Origin of the sequence: Sphingopyxis sp. GW247-27LB, from assembly GCF_002277025.1 — a bacterium.
Lineage (GTDB): Bacteria > Pseudomonadota > Alphaproteobacteria > Sphingomonadales > Sphingomonadaceae > Sphingopyxis.
In genome coordinates, this window is the sequence record NZ_NIWD01000011.1 from 94,947 (window position 1) to 111,747 (window position 16,801).

17 protein-coding genes are annotated in these 16,801 nt (G+C 67.3%); 3 read left to right on the top strand and 14 right to left on the bottom strand.

What is annotated here, in order from left to right:
* Positions 1 to 77: 77 nt before the first annotated feature.
* The 8 genes from CD928_RS16405 to CD928_RS16440 all read right to left on the bottom strand — a co-directional run bounded on the left by CD928_RS16405 (position 78) and on the right by CD928_RS16440 (position 7,153).
* The gene (locus tag CD928_RS16405; protein WP_095388176.1) at positions 78 to 884 is read right to left on the bottom strand and encodes an acyl-CoA thioesterase II; all 807 of its coding nucleotides are present in this window, start codon (positions 882 to 884) and stop codon (positions 78 to 80) included.
* Positions 885 to 1,012: 128 nt separating this feature from the next.
* On the bottom strand, positions 1,013 to 2,185 hold the full coding sequence (locus tag CD928_RS16410) for a trans-acting enoyl reductase family protein (RefSeq protein ID WP_095388177.1): 1,173 nt from the start codon (positions 2,183 to 2,185) through the stop codon (positions 1,013 to 1,015).
* Positions 2,186 to 2,359: 174 nt separating this feature from the next.
* Entirely contained in the window at positions 2,360 to 2,875 is a 516-nt protein-coding gene (locus tag CD928_RS16415; protein ID WP_095388178.1) for a DoxX family protein, read from the bottom strand.
* A gap of 74 nt (positions 2,876 to 2,949) precedes the next feature.
* Entirely contained in the window at positions 2,950 to 4,674 is a 1,725-nt protein-coding gene (locus CD928_RS16420; protein ID WP_095388277.1) for a cellulase family glycosylhydrolase, read from the bottom strand.
* A gap of 170 nt (positions 4,675 to 4,844) precedes the next feature.
* Entirely contained in the window at positions 4,845 to 5,399 is a 555-nt protein-coding gene (dcd, locus tag CD928_RS16425) for a dCTP deaminase (RefSeq protein WP_095388179.1), read from the bottom strand.
* Between the two features lie 38 nt (positions 5,400 to 5,437).
* Positions 5,438 to 5,896 (bottom strand): cytidine deaminase, encoded by a 459-nt coding sequence (locus CD928_RS16430; RefSeq protein ID WP_095388180.1) that lies wholly within the window; start codon positions 5,894 to 5,896, stop codon positions 5,438 to 5,440.
* The gene (locus CD928_RS16435) at positions 5,889 to 6,653 is read right to left on the bottom strand and encodes a glycoside hydrolase family 25 protein (RefSeq protein WP_095388181.1); all 765 of its coding nucleotides are present in this window, start codon (positions 6,651 to 6,653) and stop codon (positions 5,889 to 5,891) included. The genes CD928_RS16430 and CD928_RS16435 overlap by 8 nt, the downstream gene beginning before the upstream one ends.
* Positions 6,654 to 6,655: 2 nt before the next feature.
* On the bottom strand, positions 6,656 to 7,153 hold the full coding sequence (locus tag CD928_RS16440) for a UPF0262 family protein (protein WP_095388182.1): 498 nt from the start codon (positions 7,151 to 7,153) through the stop codon (positions 6,656 to 6,658).
* Between the two features lie 128 nt (positions 7,154 to 7,281).
* On the opposite strand from CD928_RS16440, the gene CD928_RS16445 reads away from it, so the two are divergent.
* A complete protein-coding gene (locus CD928_RS16445) occupies positions 7,282 to 8,793 on the top strand; it encodes a replicative DNA helicase (RefSeq protein ID WP_095388278.1) in 1,512 nt (503 codons plus the stop codon).
* A gap of 137 nt (positions 8,794 to 8,930) precedes the next feature.
* Here CD928_RS16445 and CD928_RS16450 read toward each other — a convergent pair whose 3' ends face one another.
* The 6 genes from CD928_RS16450 to astD form a co-directional block, all read right to left on the bottom strand.
* Positions 8,931 to 9,740: a phosphoadenylyl-sulfate reductase gene (locus CD928_RS16450; protein WP_095388279.1), complete on the bottom strand. Its 810-nt coding sequence runs from the start codon at positions 9,738 to 9,740 to the stop codon at positions 8,931 to 8,933.
* Positions 9,741 to 9,801: 61 nt separating this feature from the next.
* Positions 9,802 to 10,227: a DUF934 domain-containing protein gene (locus CD928_RS16455; protein WP_095388183.1), complete on the bottom strand. Its 426-nt coding sequence runs from the start codon at positions 10,225 to 10,227 to the stop codon at positions 9,802 to 9,804.
* Positions 10,220 to 11,854 carry a nitrite/sulfite reductase gene (locus CD928_RS16460; protein WP_095388184.1) on the bottom strand — a complete coding sequence of 545 codons (1,635 nt, stop codon included), beginning with the start codon at positions 11,852 to 11,854 and terminating at the stop codon, positions 10,220 to 10,222. The genes CD928_RS16455 and CD928_RS16460 overlap by 8 nt, the downstream gene beginning before the upstream one ends.
* A 1-nt stretch (position 11,855) precedes the next feature.
* Positions 11,856 to 12,152, bottom strand: coding sequence for a DUF2849 domain-containing protein (locus tag CD928_RS16465; RefSeq protein WP_095388185.1), 297 nt, complete (start codon positions 12,150 to 12,152; stop codon positions 11,856 to 11,858).
* Positions 12,140 to 12,946 carry a uroporphyrinogen-III C-methyltransferase gene (gene cobA, locus CD928_RS16470; RefSeq protein WP_095388186.1) on the bottom strand — a complete coding sequence of 269 codons (807 nt, stop codon included), beginning with the start codon at positions 12,944 to 12,946 and terminating at the stop codon, positions 12,140 to 12,142. Before cobA ends, CD928_RS16465 begins: the two co-directional genes overlap by 13 nt.
* A 175-nt stretch (positions 12,947 to 13,121) precedes the next feature.
* Complete coding sequence (astD, locus tag CD928_RS16475; RefSeq protein WP_095388187.1) at positions 13,122 to 14,567, bottom strand: succinylglutamate-semialdehyde dehydrogenase; 1,446 nt, start codon at positions 14,565 to 14,567, stop codon at positions 13,122 to 13,124.
* 122 nt (positions 14,568 to 14,689) lie between these two features.
* Here astD and CD928_RS16480 point away from each other — a divergent pair, with 122 nt between their 5' ends.
* Positions 14,690 to 15,592 carry an alpha/beta fold hydrolase gene (locus CD928_RS16480; protein WP_095388188.1) on the top strand — a complete coding sequence of 301 codons (903 nt, stop codon included), beginning with the start codon at positions 14,690 to 14,692 and terminating at the stop codon, positions 15,590 to 15,592.
* Positions 15,589 to 16,755 (top strand): glycosyltransferase family 4 protein, encoded by a 1,167-nt coding sequence (locus tag CD928_RS16485; protein WP_176473612.1) that lies wholly within the window; start codon positions 15,589 to 15,591, stop codon positions 16,753 to 16,755. Before CD928_RS16480 ends, CD928_RS16485 begins: the two co-directional genes overlap by 4 nt.
* The last annotated feature ends 46 nt before the right edge of the window (positions 16,756 to 16,801 follow it).

The window sequence follows — 16,801 nt, forward strand, 5'->3', positions numbered from 1 at the left end:
CCCCCGCGAAGGCGGGGGCCACTGGCAATCTTGCACTGCACCGACAACGGCCCCCGCCTTCGCGGGGGCGACGGCTGTTACGCGTAGATCGCGATCGCCTGGCTGCCGCTGAGCACCGGTTCGCCGGCGCGGTTCCACAGCATCATGTCCTGCACCGACAGGCCCGCGCGCGCATAGCCCGTCTTCGCCGACAGGAGCCACCAGCCGTCGTCGGTGCGCGGTGCCGCGGTCAGCATGTTGACCGTCCAGTTCATCGAGCTGATCGGCCCGAATTCGGTGAACAGCGCCATCGCCGCCGGCGGCAGCGCGTCGCCCATCGCGAGCAGGGCGACCGCGGGGTGGCAGGCCGGCTCCTCGACGAAGCGTACCCAGGTCAGATATTCGCCCACCTCGCTTTTCCAGGCAAAGCGCGGCCCGCTGGTCGGGCGCATGTCGAAATGGCGCGTGAAGCTCGGCCGCGCCTTGTGCTCGGGAACCGGCGACAGCGTGTCGGGATCGGGGGCGTCGGGCATCGTCAGCCGATTATGGTCGAGATGACTCGGCCGGTCGGGCGAGAAGGCGAAGACCGCGGCGGTGCCGAACCCGGCATCGCTGCTGACCCCGGCGTCGATGAACAGGCTCGATTTGGACCGGCGCAGCACGCGCGTTTCGACGGTGCAGTCGCCGCCGACCGGCCCGACGAAACTGATCTGGGCATAGCGCAGCGGCGCCTCGGTCGGGTGAAGCGCCATCGCCCCCGCGAGCGCGACCGCCGAGCTGATCCCGCCATAGGCGGTGCGGCCCTGCATCCAGCCTTCGTCGATATGCGCGGTCGCGCCGTCACCATCGACGCGCAGGGTGGAGAGCAGCGCGTCGAGCGCGGAGGGGGAGGGGGTTTCGGTCATCGGCTTCTGTCTTTCGCACAAGCATTCAAAACCGTTCGCCCTGAGCTTGTCGAAGGGCCGTTCTTTCCTTGAGCGTTGTCGAAGAGAAGAACGGTGCTTCGACAAGCTCAGCACGAACGGATGAAAGACTATTCTTCGATCTGGAACGTGAGTCCCGCATGCTCGGTCAGCCGGTCGATCAGCGCCTGCCCCAGCAGCGCGCCCGGCGTCCACACGCCGCCTGCGCCCTTGTCGTCGAGCAGCGCCATGCCGGTTTCGGCGAGCATCTTCGACGTCGAGCCATAGCCGGGATCGCGGTCGCCCTGGACGCTGGCGCGGATCTCGCGCCCGTCGGGATATTCGCCGATGAAGAGGATGTCGTAGAAGCCCTTTTCGCGCTGCTCCTTGCTCGGGCCCTCGCCGGGCTGGAGCTTCGCGTCGCCGAACGGATTGGCCTTCGCCATCGCTTCGGCCATCGCCTTGCCGGCGTCGCCGATCGTCGTCATCACCATCTCGTCATAGACGAGATCCTCGCCCCACGCGTGGCCGAGCAGGAAATTGGTGCGGTGGACATTCTTGGTGTTGATCGGCGCCATCACGAAGGGCGCGGTCCAGGTGCCGGCCGCGGAATCATATTCGGGGATCAGCCCGCTCGGCTGGTGCGGCCCTTCGAACCCGGGGGTCAGCGCGAAGCTGGATTTGAGCAGCAGCGCGAGCGACGGCTTCTTCGCGACGGCCTTCAGCGTTTCGGTCAGGCTCGCGATGGTGCCGCCCGATGCGCCGCCCTGCATCTTGCGTACCCGGCCCTTGACGCGCGGCGCGGGGCTGCCGTGGCGCTTCACCGCCTCGGCCTGCAGGAACAGCACGCCAAGGTCGAAGGGGATCGAATCGAAGCCGCAGCTGAAGGTGATCCGCGCACCCGATGCCTGGGCCGCGTCCTGATGCGCGTCGATCATCTCGCGCATCCAGCCGGGTTCGCCGCACAGGTCCGCATAGGCGGTGCCGGCGCGGACGCAGGCGGCGACGAGGTCGCTGCCGTAAAGCTGATAGGGGCCGACGGTGGTGAGGACGACGCGGGTGCGTGCCGCCATCGCGTCGAGGCTCGCGGGATCGCTCGCATCGGCGACGACGAGCGGCGTGTCGGCGGGCGCGCCGATGAGGTCGCGGACCTCGGCGAGCTTGTCGGCGCTGCGCCCCGCCATCGCCCATCTGGGCGCGTCCTTCCGCCCGGCGTAATGCTCGGCCAGATACTCCCCGACGAGGCGCCCGGTGAACCCCGTGGCGCCATAGACGATGATGTCGAACTCGCGCGTATCGGCCACGCCAACCTCCCTTTACGTAAACGTTAAGTGGAGGCTAGCGCAGGCGGAGAGCGATGCCAAGCGCGAAGCGGTGATGGCGCAGTTGAAGAGCGGCGCATGGTCTTGCCCGCTTCGTCACCCCGGATCAAGTCCGGGGTGACGAGACGAGGAGGGTCAAACTACCGCGCCGTCAACTCAGCGGCGCCAGAAGGGACGCTTCTCGACAACGACGGGCGGCTCGCCCGCGACTTCGGCGCGGCCCTCGGCGCGCGCGGCGCGCAATTCGGCTTCGCTCGCGCGGCGTTCGGCGTCGTGCTTCGCAAGTTCGTCGCGGCGGCGCTGGCGCAGCGCGTCATAGCTCCAGCGGGTGTTGCCATAGCCGAACAGGCACAGAAGGCCGCCGGCGATTGCCAGATTCTTCATCGCCATCATCGCCTGCATCGGATCGGTGAATTCGCGGTGGAAGAAGAGGATGGTGAGCAGCACGAAAATCGCGAGCAGGATCGACCACAGCCGCGTCGCGACCCCGAGGACGAGGCACGCGCCCGCGAGCAGCTCGAAAAGGCCGGTCGGGATGGCGAGCCAGCCGGGAAGCCCGGCGGCGGCGATCATCGCATTGGTGTCGGAAACATGGATCAGCTTGTTGATCCCCGACACCAAAAAGATGACGGCGATGAACAGGCGGCCGATGAAGACGGCGATCATGGACATGGGGCATCCTCCGTTTTTCGCGCCCCGTCCGCTTGTGCAGTCAGGACGCTCGGGACGCGGGGAGGTTCCGCCGGTCAGTTCGGCGCGAGGGTCAGGCTGTCGACCGCGCAGTCGCCGCAATCGACCGCGCGCAGGACCAGCGGCACCGCTCCGGCGGCGAGCGCCACCTCGGATAGCGTCAGGTCCCGCCAGTCGGCCGAGGCGGGAACGACGATTTCGCGGTCGCCGAGCGCGATCGTTCCACCCTTGGCCGAACGTGCGCGAATGGTCATGGCCCAACGGCCGGCCTTCGCCACATCGACGCCGTAGCGCATCCACTCGCCGGTGACGAAATCGGCGACAACGGGGCGGCCATCGGCTTCGCGCGCGATGTCGACGCCGTCGTTGCGGTAGGTCGAGCCATTGTTCCACGCCGCGCGTTCGCCGCCGGTCGCGACATGGTAATTGGCGTCGACCGTGTCGGCATAGGCGATGCCGGCGGGGCCGAGATCGTAATCGACCGCGCGGATGGTGAGCGGGCCCGCCGCGAGCCGGTGGGGGACGAAGGGCCGCGCGCTCGCGTCGTGCGGCTGGCGCAGCATCGCATCGATCACGTCGGGATGGGGGATATTCCGCTCGAACCGGCTGTTTTCGGCGAGCTGCATCATCGCGGCATAGGCCGCATCGGGGTCGGGCTTTGGTCCCTTGCCGGTCATCCAGGCGACCACCGCCGCCCAGCCGGGGCCGGGGTCGATTTCGAGCGGCTGGTTGAAGCCGATCTTCTTGAGCGGCCAGAAGGCCCAGCCGATGCCTTCGCCCTCGACCAGCGCGATCGCGTCGCGGAACCAGACATTGCTGTTCTCCCCCGACTCGCCGAGCCAGATCGGGCGGCCATAATTCTCCCGCAGCTTGACGATGTCGGCGATGCTCGCGGCGTCGTTGCGGTTCCAGTATTTGTGGAAGCTCAGCACCATATTGGCGTCCCACGCGGGCGGCAGGCCCTGGTAGTTGTTGCCCCAGCAATTGCCCTCGACGATCACGATATGCCGCCTGTCGACCGCGCGGATCGCCGCGGTGATGCGCTGCTGCAGCGCCCAGACCGCCCTGTTTTCGGTCTCGTCGCAGCCATGGCCCTTGCCCGGCGTCGCGAAGCTCCAGTTGGGCTCGTTGATCAGGTCGTAGCCGCCGATCCACGGCTCGTCCTTGTAGCGCGCCGCGAGCTTCGTCCACAGCGCGACGGTCTTGCGCTGATTCTCCGCGCTCTCCCACAGCGAGGGTTTCGCCGGATCGCGGTCGGAGATGGCGAGGTCGTTGCCTTGCCCGCCCGGCGCGGCGTGGAGGTCGAGGATCAAATAGACACGGTGCGCCTTGCTCCACGCGAGCAACCGGTCGATGCGCTGGAAGCCCTCTTCGAGCCACGTATCTTCGCCGGGCGTCGGCTCGCGGTCGGCGGGGAGGGTGAGTTGGTCGAAATGGATCGGCAGACGCACCGAGTTGAAGCCCCATGTCGCCATCGCCGCGATGTCGGCCTCGGTCGTGTGATTGTCGAGCCACGCGCGGTGGAAATCCGTGGTTCGCGCCTCTCCGACCAGTTCGATCAGCCTGGCGCGGATCTTGTGCTGCTGGCCGATCTCGCCGAGCTGCAGCATATAGCCTTCCTGCAGCATCCAGCCGCCGAGACCCATGCCGCGCAAGATGACGGGCTTGTCGCGGTCGTCGACGATACGGGTGCCATCGACCTTGAGGAAACCTTCGGCGTGGGCGGGGGTGGCGCTGGAAAGCAGCGCTGCCAACAGGAGCGCGATCGCGCGGAATGTCATGGCCTCGTCCCCGATCTTATTTATGAGAACGTTATCATTCTCGATGCTGAGCGCAACAATGTTCGTCATTGCGAGGAGCCGAAGGCGACGCGGCAATCTCCAGCCATCGACCTGGTTTTATGTCGATAGCTGGAGATTGCTTCGCTGCGCTCGCAATGACGAATTTGAAATCAGAGTTTGGGCAGCGTCACGCCCTTCTGCCCCATATATTTGCCCGCGCGATCGGCGTAGCTCGTCTCGCACGGCTCATTGCCCTGCAGGAACAGGAACTGGCACGCGCCCTCATTGGCATAGATCTTCGCGGGCAGGGGAGTGGTGTTCGAGAATTCGAGCGTCACATGGCCTTCCCAGCCGGGCTCGAGCGGGGTGACATTGACGATGATGCCGCAGCGCGCATAGGTCGATTTGCCGAGGCAGATGACGAGCACGTCCCTCGGGATGCGGAAATATTCGACCGTGCGGGCGAGCGCGAAGCTGTTCGGCGGGATGATGCACACGTCGGTTTCGCGGTCGACGAAGCTGTTCGACGCGAAATCCTTGGGGTCGACGACCGCGCTGTCGACATTGGTGAAGATCTTGAATTCGGGCGCGACGCGCGCGTCATAGCCGTAGGAGGAGAGGCCGTAGCTGATACAGCCGTCGCGGCGCTGCGCCTCGACGAACGGCTCGATCATGCCCTGCGTCCGGGCGGCTTCGCGAATCCATTTGTCGGAAAGAATGGCCATGGCTTCTCTTGTCGGCGCGGCGCGCGTTGCGCAAGCGATCAGTCGGGGATGAGGCCGAGATCCTTGGGCCCGAACGCGGCGGGCAGCAGCTCGCTCAGCCGATAGCTCCTGATCGCGGCGCCGTCGCCCGAGGCGCAGTGGACGGCGATGTCGGTCTTCGACCGCTCGGCCGCCTCGTTCAGTATCTGGCGGCAGCGGCCGCAGGGATGGACGGGCTCGCTGCCGATCAGCGCTTCGCCGTCGGGGCGCCCGCCGATGATCGCGACCGCGGCGAGCCGGTCGATCCAGCCCTCGTTGGCGATCTTGGCGATCGCCGCGGTTTCGGCGCACAGCGTCAGGCCATAGCTGGCATTCTCGACATTGGCGCCGGTGACGACGTCGCCATTGTCGAGGAGCAGCGCCGCGCCGACGTGAAAGCCCGAATAGGGGGCATAGGCGCGCGCCGCGGCGTCGCGCGCGGCGGCGATCAGGGCGTCGCGGTCTTCATGGTCACTCATCGCTCATTCCTTCGGGACGGACGACGTTCCAGCCGACGGTGCCGTCGGCGCCCGACAGTCGCACATAATCATTGGCCTGCCACATCGCCCAGGGGTGGGCGCCATAGTCGGGGGCGAAGAAGTCGCGGCGCAGCCAGGTCGTGCGCGCGATGCCGCTCGTCACCTTATAATCGGCCTCGAAATTCGGCCCCGGCGCGATCAGGCTCCGCTTGCCCATATGCGCCTCGATCTGCGCGAGGAAGGTGGCGAGCTCGCTCAGGAGCAGCGCGCGCGTCGGCCGGTCGGGGCAGCGATCGTCATAGTCGAGCCAGACGACCGCGGGCAGCGCGTCGGCCCGGCGCGGCACGTGGCGGATAAAATTCGCGGCCTGATCGGTCGCGAGCTTGCAAAGGTCGTAGCGATGTATCGGCCCCGTGCGCACCCCCGCCTCGCGCGCCGCCGCCATGTTGCGCGCGTACATCGGGTCGACCCGGCGGTCGCCGTCGGTTGCGAAGATATAGGCGAAGTCGGCGCCCGCGGCCTTGATCGAGCCCCAGTGGACCGGGCCGTTGCCCGCGTCGATCGTCACGCCCTGCAACGGATATTGCTCGCGCGGCGGGGTCCAGCGCGCGGCCCACCACAGCGCGAGCCCGACCGCCAGCAGGATCAGCGCCGCGAGCGCGAGGGCGCGGCGCAGCCAGTGCAGGATCGCCCCGCGCCAGTTGCGCACCGGCTTCGCCGGTGTCTTGCGCTTCGCGAATGTCGCCCCGATCGCCATCGTCAGCCCTTGATATGCAGGACGCAGATCAACGTGAACAATCGCCTTGCGGTGTCGAAATCGACCGCGATCTTTCCGTCGAGCCGGTCCATCAGCATTTCGGCCGCCTCGTTGTGCAGCGCGCGGCGCGCCATGTCGACGGTTTCGATCTGCTGCGCGGTCGCGGTCTTGATCGCCTGATAATAGCTGTCGCAGATCGCGAAATAGTCGCGGATGGGACGGCGGAACCGGCCGAGGCCGAGGATGATCGCCTCGAGCGGCGAGCCGTCCTCGCGGCCGATCTCGAAGATCAGCCGGCCGTCCTCGACCCGCAGCAGCAGCCGGTAAGGGCCGGCATAGCCGTCGTCGTGGCCGCGCTGGGGGACGAACTTATTGTCTTCGATCAGGTCGAAGATCGCGACCCGGCGCTCCTGCTCGACATCGGGGTTGCGCCAGACGATCGAGCCTTCGTCGAGGTCGACCGAGATGATGCGCTGTTTCGAGGGATCAAGATCGGTCATGCCGGTTGTGCTTCTACTTGGCGCGCGCCGAAGGGCAAGGGCGACTTATTCACAGCATTCCACAGATATGATAGGTTGATCGATATCGCCGGTTGCGCCGCAGCAGCCTGCGAAGCATGAAGATCGCTATGCCCGAGCTTGCCCTCATTCCCGCCCCGGCCTCCTCCGGGGACGACCGCCAATTGCCGCGCAATGTCGAGGCCGAAGCCGCTTTTCTGGGCGCGATCCTGATCGACAATCGAGTCGTAGAGGATCTGCCCGTCCAGCTCACGCCCGCGCATTTCTTCGAGCCGCTTCACGGTCGCATCTTCGCACAGGCGATGGCGCTGATCGAGCGCAACAGCATCGCGACCCCCGTCACGCTCAAACCCTTTTTCGAGAATGACGAGGCGATGAAGGCGGTCGGCGGGGTCGGCTATCTCGCGCAGCTCACCGGCAGCGGGGCCGGGCTGATCGGCGCGCGCGATTTCGCGCGCCAGATCTACGACCTCGCGCTGCTGCGCGAACTCGTCGACGTGGGCCGCACTCTCGTCGACAGCGCACTCGACACCAGCGAGAGCGTCGACCCGCAGGCGCAGATCGAGGAGGCCGAGACCGCGCTCTACCGCGTCGCGGGCGGCGAGGCCGAGATGGGCTCGGTCAAGAGCTTCAACGCCGCCAGCCTCGTCGCGCTGCAGGCGGCCGAGCGCGCGTTGAATTCGGGCGGCCACCTGTCGGGGATCACCACCGGCATTTCGAGCATGAACGCCAAGATCGGCGGCATGCACAATTCGGACTTGATGATCCTTGCCGGCCGTCCGGGCATGGGCAAGACCTCGCTTGCGACCAACATCGCCTATAACGCCGCCGAACGCTTCCGCCGCGACGAGGAGGACGGCATTCCGCCCGAGAAGAATATGGGTGCGAAGGTCGCCTTCTTCAGCCTCGAAATGTCGGCCGACCAGCTCGCGACGCGCGTGCTCGCCGAGCAGTCGGGGGTATCGGGCGAGGCGCTACGCATGGGCAAGATCAGCAAGGACCAGTTCCAGCAGTTGAGCCGCGCGGCGCAGGCGCTTCAGACGCTGCCCTTGTTCATCGACGACACGCCCGGTCTGACGATCGCCGGGCTGCGCACCCGCGCGCGCCGCCTGCAGCGGCGGCACGGCATCGGTTTCATCATCGTCGACTATCTCCAGCTCTTGCAGGGCTCGTCGCGCAGCGGCGACAACCGGGTGCAGGAAATTTCCGAAATTTCGCGTGGTCTCAAGACTTTGGCGAAGGAACTGAACGTACCCGTGATGGCGCTGTCGCAGCTCAGCCGTCAGGTCGAAAGCCGTGAGGACAAGCGTCCGCAGCTCTCCGACCTTCGCGAATCGGGCTCGATCGAGCAGGATGCCGACATGGTGCTCTTCGTGTTCCGCGAGGATTACTACGTCGCGGCGCGCGAGCCCAAACGCCCGGTCGAGGGCGACGATGTGAAAATCCATGCGCAGCATGAGGAATGGGCGGCGGAAATGGAGCGCGTCTTCGGCCTCGCCGAAGTGATCGTCGCCAAATCGCGCCACGGCTCGACCGGCAAGATCCGCCTGCACTTCGAGGCGAAGACGACCAAGTTCAGCGACCTGGCGGATGAAAGCCAGGCCTATGCGGATTATGAGTAAGCCCGGCGTTCAATAGCTTCGTCATTGCGAGCGGAGCGAAGCAATCTCCAGCTATCGGCCTCGCGCAGGGCCGATAGCTGGAGATTGCCGCGTCGCCTTCGGCTCCTCGCAATGACGAAATCGGGTCTGACGGCCGCTCAAAACGCCGGGTCGTTCGCGGGGTCGTCGTCGAGCGGTGTCACCGCCTCGTGGATACCGCATTCGGTCTTGTCCCAGCCGCGCCAGCGGCCCGAGCGCGGGTCTTCGCCTGGCTGGACCTTCGACGTGCAGGGCGAACAGCCGATCGAGGGGTAGCCTTGCGCTTCGAGCGGATGGCGCGGCAGGTCATGTTCCTCGAAATAGGCGTCGAGCATCTCGCGCGTCCAGTTTGCGAGCGGATTGAACTTCAGCCGGCCGGTGCTGCCGTCGAGTTCGAAGCGCGGCAGGCCCTGGCGCGTCGACGACTGGAATCCCTTGCGGCCGGTGATCGACGCGTCGAAACCCGCGAGCGCCTTTTCGAGCGGCTTGACCTTGCGGATCTCGCAGCAGCCGTCGGGGTCGTAGGACCAGCGCAGTCCGGTCTCGTCCTTCTTCGCCAGTTCCCCGGCATCGGGGGTCAGGTTGACGAGATTGAGCCCGAGCCGCGCCGTCAGTTCGTCGCGATAGGCGAGCGTTTCGGGGAAATGCTTGCCGGTATCGAGGAACAGCACCGGGATGTCGGGCGCGGCCTGCGTCACCAGATGGAGCAGCACCGCGCTTTCTGCGCCGAAGCTCGAAACGATCGCCGTATCGCCGATCAGCCCAGCGCCGAGCACGCTTGTCACGGCTTCCGCCGCGTCCTGGCCGCGGAAGAGGTTGTTGAGGCGGATGACGTCGGCCTGCGTGAAGCGCGGCGCCACGTCGATCCTGTCGCGGCGTCTTTCTTCCCCCTCGTCGCCGTTCGCGTCGCGCAGCGTCGGGACGCCCATCGGCCGTGCATGGCCGTGGGGCATCTCGACTTCGCTCGATGCGAACGGGATTTTCGAGGTGTCAGCCATGCCGCAGCTTCCAGATCGGCACCGCGCCGTCGGCGGCGTGCTGATAGACATTCGCATAGCGGCTGAGCGCGGCGTCGACGTCGGCGCGGTTCAGCCCCGCTTGCGGGGCGAAGCTGTCGAAGCCGCAGCGGCGCATGAAAGCGACGAGGTCGACGAGCACGTCGCCCTCGGCGCGGATCTCGCCCTCATAACCCGCCTCCCGCAGGATGCGCGCGGAGGTGAAGCAGCGGCCGTCGCGAAAGCGGGGGATGCCGATCTCGACCAGTTTCACCCGGGCAAGATGCGGGATCAGACGGCGCGGGTCGTCGCCCGCCTCGATCCGCACCGCGCTGGCGCCGTCCTGGTCGAGGAAGGCGTCGAGCGAGACCGCGGGTTCCTCGATCGGGTCGTCGTTCCGGAAACGCAGCGCATCAGCCATAAATAGCCTCCTTGAAGGCGTCGAAGCCGACGCGGCGATAGGTGTCGAGGAAGCGCTCGCCGGGGTCGCGCAGTTCGCGATAGCGCTCGACCGCGCGCTCGACCGCGTCGACGACGCCATCCTCGTCGAAGCCGGGCCCGGTGATCTTCGCCTGCGTCGTATCCTCCGCGCCCGAACCGCCGAGCAGGAGCTGGTAATTCTCGGTGCCCTTGCGGTCGACGCCGAGGATGCCGATGTGGCCGGCATGATGGTGGCCGCAGGCGTTGATGCAGCCCGAGATCTTGATCTTGAGCTCGCCCAGGTCGAGCTGCCGATCCATGTCGGCGAAGCGCTGCTGGATCTTCTGCGCGACCGGGATCGAGCGCGCGTTGGCGAGCGTGCAATAGTCGAGACCGGGGCAGGCGATGACGTCGGTGACGAGGTCGAGGTTCGCATCGGCGAGCCCCGCTTCGTCGAGCGCCTGCCATACCGCATAGAGATCGGCCTTGCGGACGTGCGGCAGAACCAGGTTCTGCGCATGCGTCACGCGGACATCGTCGAAGCTGTAGCGCTCGGCGAGGTCGGCGACGACCTCCATCTGCTCGGCGGTGACGTCGCCGCCGATGCCGCCGATCGGCTTCAGGCTGATGTTGGCGATCGCATAGCCCGGCGCCTTGTGCGCGATGACCTGCTGGTCGACCCACAAGGCGAAAGCGGAGTCCGACCGGTCGATGTCCTCGGACAGGCCCGTTTCGAACGGCGGCGGCGTGAAATAGGCCGCGATCCGGTCATATTCCGCCTGCGGAAAGTCGGTGCCGAGGGTCAGGAAATTCTGGAACTCTTCCTCGACCTGGCGCCGGAACTCCTCTTCGCCGAGGTCGTGGACCAGGATCTTCATCCGCTGCTTGTGGATATTGTCGCGCCGCGCGTGGAGGTTCCACACGCGCAGGATCGCCTGGATATAGGAGAAGATATGCGACGCCGGGCAGAAGTCGCGGATCTTGTAAGCGATGAAGGGGGTGCGCCCCATGCCGCCGCCGGCATAGACCTCGAAGCCTTCCTCGCCCGCCTCGTTGCGCACGATGCGCAGCGCGCAGTCGTGCCAGCGCAGCGCCGCGCGGTCCTCCTTCGAAGAGATGACCGCGATCTTGAACTTGCGCGGCAGATAGCTGAATTCGGGATGGAAGGTCGTCGCCTGCCGCAAGAGCTCCGCCCAGGGGCGCGGATCGCAGATCTCGTCGGCGGCCGCGCCCGCATATTGGTCGGCCGAAATGTTGCGGATGCTCTCGCCGCTGGTCTGGATCGCGTGCATCTCGACCGTCGCCAGCTCGGCGAGGATGTCGGGCGCTTCCTCCAGCTTGATCCAGTGATACTGAAGGTTCTGGCGTGTGGTGAAATGGCCGTAACCCCGGTCGTATTTGCGCGCGATCTCGGCGAGCTTGCGCAACTGCCGCGAATTGAGCGTGCCATAGGGAATGGCGACGCGCAGCATATAGGCGTGAAGCTGGAGATAGAGGCCGTTCTTGAGCCGCAGCGGCTTGAACTGGTCGTCGTTCATCTCGCCGGCGATGCGGCGGCGGGTCTGGTCGCGGAATTCCTCGACGCGGGCGTCGACCATCGCCTGGTCGTACTGGTCATATTTATACATGTCAGATCACCCAGTCGCCGGCCGCGGGGTCGGCGGGTTTCAGTGTCAGGTCGGGACGCACCGTCGGGCCGAGCGCGCGGATGCGGTCCTTGATATGCGAAGGCCGCGGGCCGCTCGCGCTGTCCTCGGCGGTGATGATGTAGCCGCCGTTGACCCGGCGCGCGCCGTCCTCGGCGGCGAGGATCGCCTCGCCCTGGTCGCCGACGTCGGCGGCGTCCTCGACATGGAGCGACCAGCCGCGGCCGGTCCACCAGATGACGGCGCCCGTTTTCAGGTCGTTGCCGGTCAGTAACTGCATGAAAAATCCCTTGTTGAAGTCGCGATGCCGGGGGCGCCGAGGCAGTCGAGCGCATCGGCGCGCGCCGCCACCTTGCCGACGATGATGAGCGCGGGACTCTGGACCGCTTCGCGCGCGACGAGGTCGCCGAGATCGGTCAGCAGCGTACGGAGCACGCGCGCCTCGGCGGTGGTGCCGCGTTCGACGACCGCCACGGGCAGGCCGGGCGAGACGCCGTCGGCGATCAGCTTGTCGGCGATGGCGGACGCGGTCGCGAGCCCCATGTAGATGACGAGCGTGCGGCCGTGCCCGGCGAGCCCCGACCAGTCCTGGTCGGTCAAATCCTTGCACTGGCCCGCGACGAAGCTGACCGCGCTCGCGTCGGCGCGGTGGGTGAGGGGAAGGCCCGCCTGCGCGGCGCAGCCCGCCGCGGCGGTGATGCCGGGGACGACCTCGCAATCGACGCCCGCTTCGCGCGCCGCCTCGAGTTCCTCGCCGCCGCGGCCGAAGATGAAGGGATCGCCGCCCTTGAGGCGGACCACCCGCTTGCCCGCGAGCGTTTCGCGGACGAGCAGTTCGTTGATCCGTTCCTGCTTCATCGTGTGACGGCTGCGCTGCTTGGCGACGCTGATCCGTTCGGCATGCGGCGGGATCAGCGCGAGTACGCCGTCGCCGACCAGCCCATCGTGGACGACGAGGTCGGCGCTTTCCAGCAGCCGCGCGGCGCGCAAGGTCAGCAGGTCGGGGTCGCCGGGGCCGGCGCCGACGAGCCACAGCTTGCCCGCGCGCGGGAGAGGGGCAGGGGCTTTATCCATGGCGGCAAGATGGTTCGCGAGGCGAAGAATGGCAAAGCAGGGTTTTTTGATGGTGATGAAGGTAAAGTTGCCGGTCGTTTTCTTTACCCGTCATTGCGAGCGGAGCGAAGCAATCCAGGCGGCCTACGCACACTCTGGATTGCCGCGCGGCTTCGCCGCTCGCAATGACGGAAGATCACAGATATTTCTTCGTTACCAGTTGCGAGCCTTCGGGATCGCGCAATCCCACGCCGATCGAAGCGCGCATCGCGTCGCTTTCGCTGCTCGCGACCGGATAGGCGCAATAATCGGCGGCGTAGAAGGCGCTCGGCCGATGGTTCCCCGACAGGCCGATGCCGCCGAAGGGAGCGGCGGAGGAGGCGCCGTTGGTCGGGCGGTTCCAGTTGATCACGCCCGCGCGCGCATTCGCCCAGAACTGGTCGTAAAGCTGGGGGCTGCCGCCGATCAGCGCCGCCGACAGGCCGAAGGCGGTGTTGTTCGCCTCGGCGATCGCGGCCTCGAAGCTGTCGACGCGGATCACCTGCAGCAGCGGGCCGAACAGCTCGATGTCGGGGCGCTCGGGCATCGCGGTGACGTCGATGATGCCGGGGGTCAGGAAGGGGCGGTCGGCGACCGGCCGCGTCATGTGGCGGATCACCTGGCCGCCGTTTGACATCAGGATCAGAAAGCTCTCGGTCAGCCCGTCGGCCGCTTCATTGTCGATCACCGGGCCCATATAGGGCGCCGGTTCGGCGTGCGGATGGTCGACGATCAGCCGGTTCGCGAGCGTCTTGACCTCCTCGATCAGCCGCTCGGCCATCGCCTCCTTGACGATCAGCCGCCGCGCGTTGGTGCAGCGCTGCCCGGCGCTCAGAAACGCCGACTGGACGACGAGGATCGCCGCGGTGCGGATGTCGGCGGTATCCCAGACGACGACGGGGTTGTTGCCCCCCATCTCGAGCGCGAGCATCTTGCCCGGCTGGCCCGCAAACTGGCGGCTGAGCGCGAGTCCGGTGCGCGCCGATCCGGTGAAGAGCAGCCCGTCGATGCCCTCGTGCGAGGCGAGCGCCTTGCCCGTTTCGGGGCCGCCGATCACCAGGCGCAACACCTCTTGCGGCACGCCCGCGCCATGGAAGAGTTCGACCAGCTTCGCGCCGGTCGCCGGGGTCTTTTCGGACGGCTTGAACAGCACCGAATTGCCCGCGAGCAGCGCGGGGACGATATGCCCGTTGGGCAGGTGCGCGGGAAAATTATAGGGACCGAGCACCGCGAGCGCGCCGTGCGGCTTGTGGCGCACGGCGTTGCGCAGCCCCATCGCGCCCTCGATCCGGCGGTTGGGGGTGCGCTCGGCATAGGCCTTGACCGAAATATCGACCTTGTTCGCGACCGATTCGACCTCGGTGCGGGCTTCCCATAGCGGCTTGCCGGTCTCGCGCGCGATCAGGTCGGCCAGCGTTTCGGCCTCGGCCTTCACCCGGTCGGCGAAGCGTCGGAGGGTCTCGGCGCGGAAGGTGACGGCCTGCGCCGCCCAGGCGGGCCAGGCGCCGCGAGCGATCTCGACCTCGTCGTCGACGCGGCTGACGGGCCCGCGCCACAGCTCTTCACCGGTCGCGGGTTCGAAGGAAAGCAGGTCTTCGCTCATGGTCGCTCGCCTCTTATCGGTGAAAGCGGGTGGCGGCAACCGGCGGGCGGCGACGGACGGCTTGCGCGCCGCCGCCGGGTTGGCGATAGACGGCGTGTGGAAACGCAGGAAGGGGACGGGTCATTACGGTCAAGCAGGACATCCGGGCCGACGGGCGCGACTGGTCGGACCATTACTGGTGGTCCGCCGACGGCGTGCGGCTGCACGCGCGTGTCTATGCGGGGCCGGAAGCCGCCGCGGAGGCGCCGCCGGTGCTCTGCATGCCCGGTCTCGCCCGCAACGTTCGCGATTTCGAGGCGCTCGCGCCGCATGTCGCGCGGTCGCGCAGGACCATCGTCGTCGAGTTCCGCGGCCGCGGCGAGAGCGCCTATGCCAAGGACCCGATGACCTATGTTCCGCTGACTTATGTGCAGGACGTCGTGGCGTTGCTCGACGAGTTGGAGATCGCGCGCTTCGCGACGATCGGCACTTCGCTCGGCGGGCTCGTGTCGATGCTGATGGCGGCGAGCATGACGGGACGCCTCGTCGGCGCGGTGCTCAACGATGTCGGCCCCGAACTGGAGGCGAAAGGGCTCGAACGCATCCGCGACTATATCGGCGCTGGCGGCGGCCAGCCGACATGGATTCACGCGGCGCGCGCCTTCGCCGAGCTCAACGCCGCCGTCTATCCGGGCTATGGCATCCACGACTGGCTGCGCCTCACCAAGCGCACCCACCGCCTGACCCCCGAGGGGCGGATCGTCACCGATTACGACAAGCAGATCGCGGCGCCGCTGCGCCTGCCGGCGCCCGAGGCGGGGATCGACCTGTGGCCCGCCTATCGGGCGCTCGGCGACATTCCGGTGCTGGTGCTGCGCGGCGCGCTGTCGGACATATTGGCGAAGGGTGCGGCGCAAAAGATGGAGCAGGCGCTGCCGGGCGCGCGGCTGGTCGAGGTGCCCGGCGTCGGGCACGCGCCGACGATGGACGAGCCCGCGGCGGTCGCGGCGATCGACGCCTGGCTCGCGGATCTGCCCGCGACGTGACCGGGCGCGAGCATACGGTCCGCATCCTGCACCTCCATTCGAGCTTCTCGCTCGGCGGCAAGGAAGCGCGCGCGGTGCGGCTGATGAACCTGATGGAGGATCGGGCGCAGCACGCGATCCTGTCGGCGATGCCCGACGCGCTCGGCGCACGCGACGCGATCGCGCCGGGCATAAAGGTGGATTTCCCGAAGGATGCCCCGCCGCTCCACGGCCGCCCGTCGCTGTCGCGCTATCGCGATCTCGCGCGCTACATGCTCGGCTTCGACCTGGTGCTCAGCTATAATTGGGGCGCTATGGACGGGGTGATGGCGCATCGCCTCCATTGGAACCGCTGGTGGTATCATATGCCGCCGTGCCTGATCCATCACGAGGACGGGTTCAACGAGGATGAGAGCGTCCGGCGCAACTGGAAACGCAACCTGTTCCGCCGCCACGCGCTGCGCCACACCGCGGCCGTCGTGGTGCCGTCGACCCTGCTCCAGCGGATCGCCGGAGCCGAATGGAAGGCCGGCGACCGCACGCACCTGATCCGCAACGGCATCGACGTCGCCGCCTATGCGCGCGGGCCGAGCGTGCCGATCCCCGGCTTCGAGCGCCGCGCCGGCGAGATAGTGATCGGCACCGTCGCCGGGCTGCGCAAGGTCAAGGATCTGCCGCGGCTCGTCCGCGCGGTGGCGACGCTGCCGAACGTGCGGCTGGTGATCGTCGGGGAGGGCCCCGAGCGTGCCGCAATCGCGGCCGCGGCGGCGGCGTGCGGCATGGCCGACCGGCTCGTCATGCCCGGCTTCATGGCCGAACCCGCGCGCTGGATCGGCCATTTCGACCTTCTCGCGCTGTCGTCGCTCAGCGAACAGGCGCCGATCGCGGTGATCGAGGCGATGGCGGCGGGGTTGCCCGTCGTCAGCCCCGATGTCGGCGATGTTGCCGCAATGGTGGCCGGCGACAACCGGCCCTTCGTGGCGGGCGACGAGGCGGCTTTCCGCGCCGCGCTGGCGCGGATGGCCGACGATCCGGCACTCCGCGCCGCGGTCGGCGCGGCGAACCGGCGCGTTGCCGCCGAACGCTTCGACGAATCAACGATGGTCGATGCCTATGAAAGGCTCTATGCTCGGGCCCTTGACGGATATGGCCTGTTCAGCGGTCGCTGGATCGGGATCGATTGACAAAGGGGGCCGTCTTCCGCTTACGGAAACGGTATGAGGGCCGGTG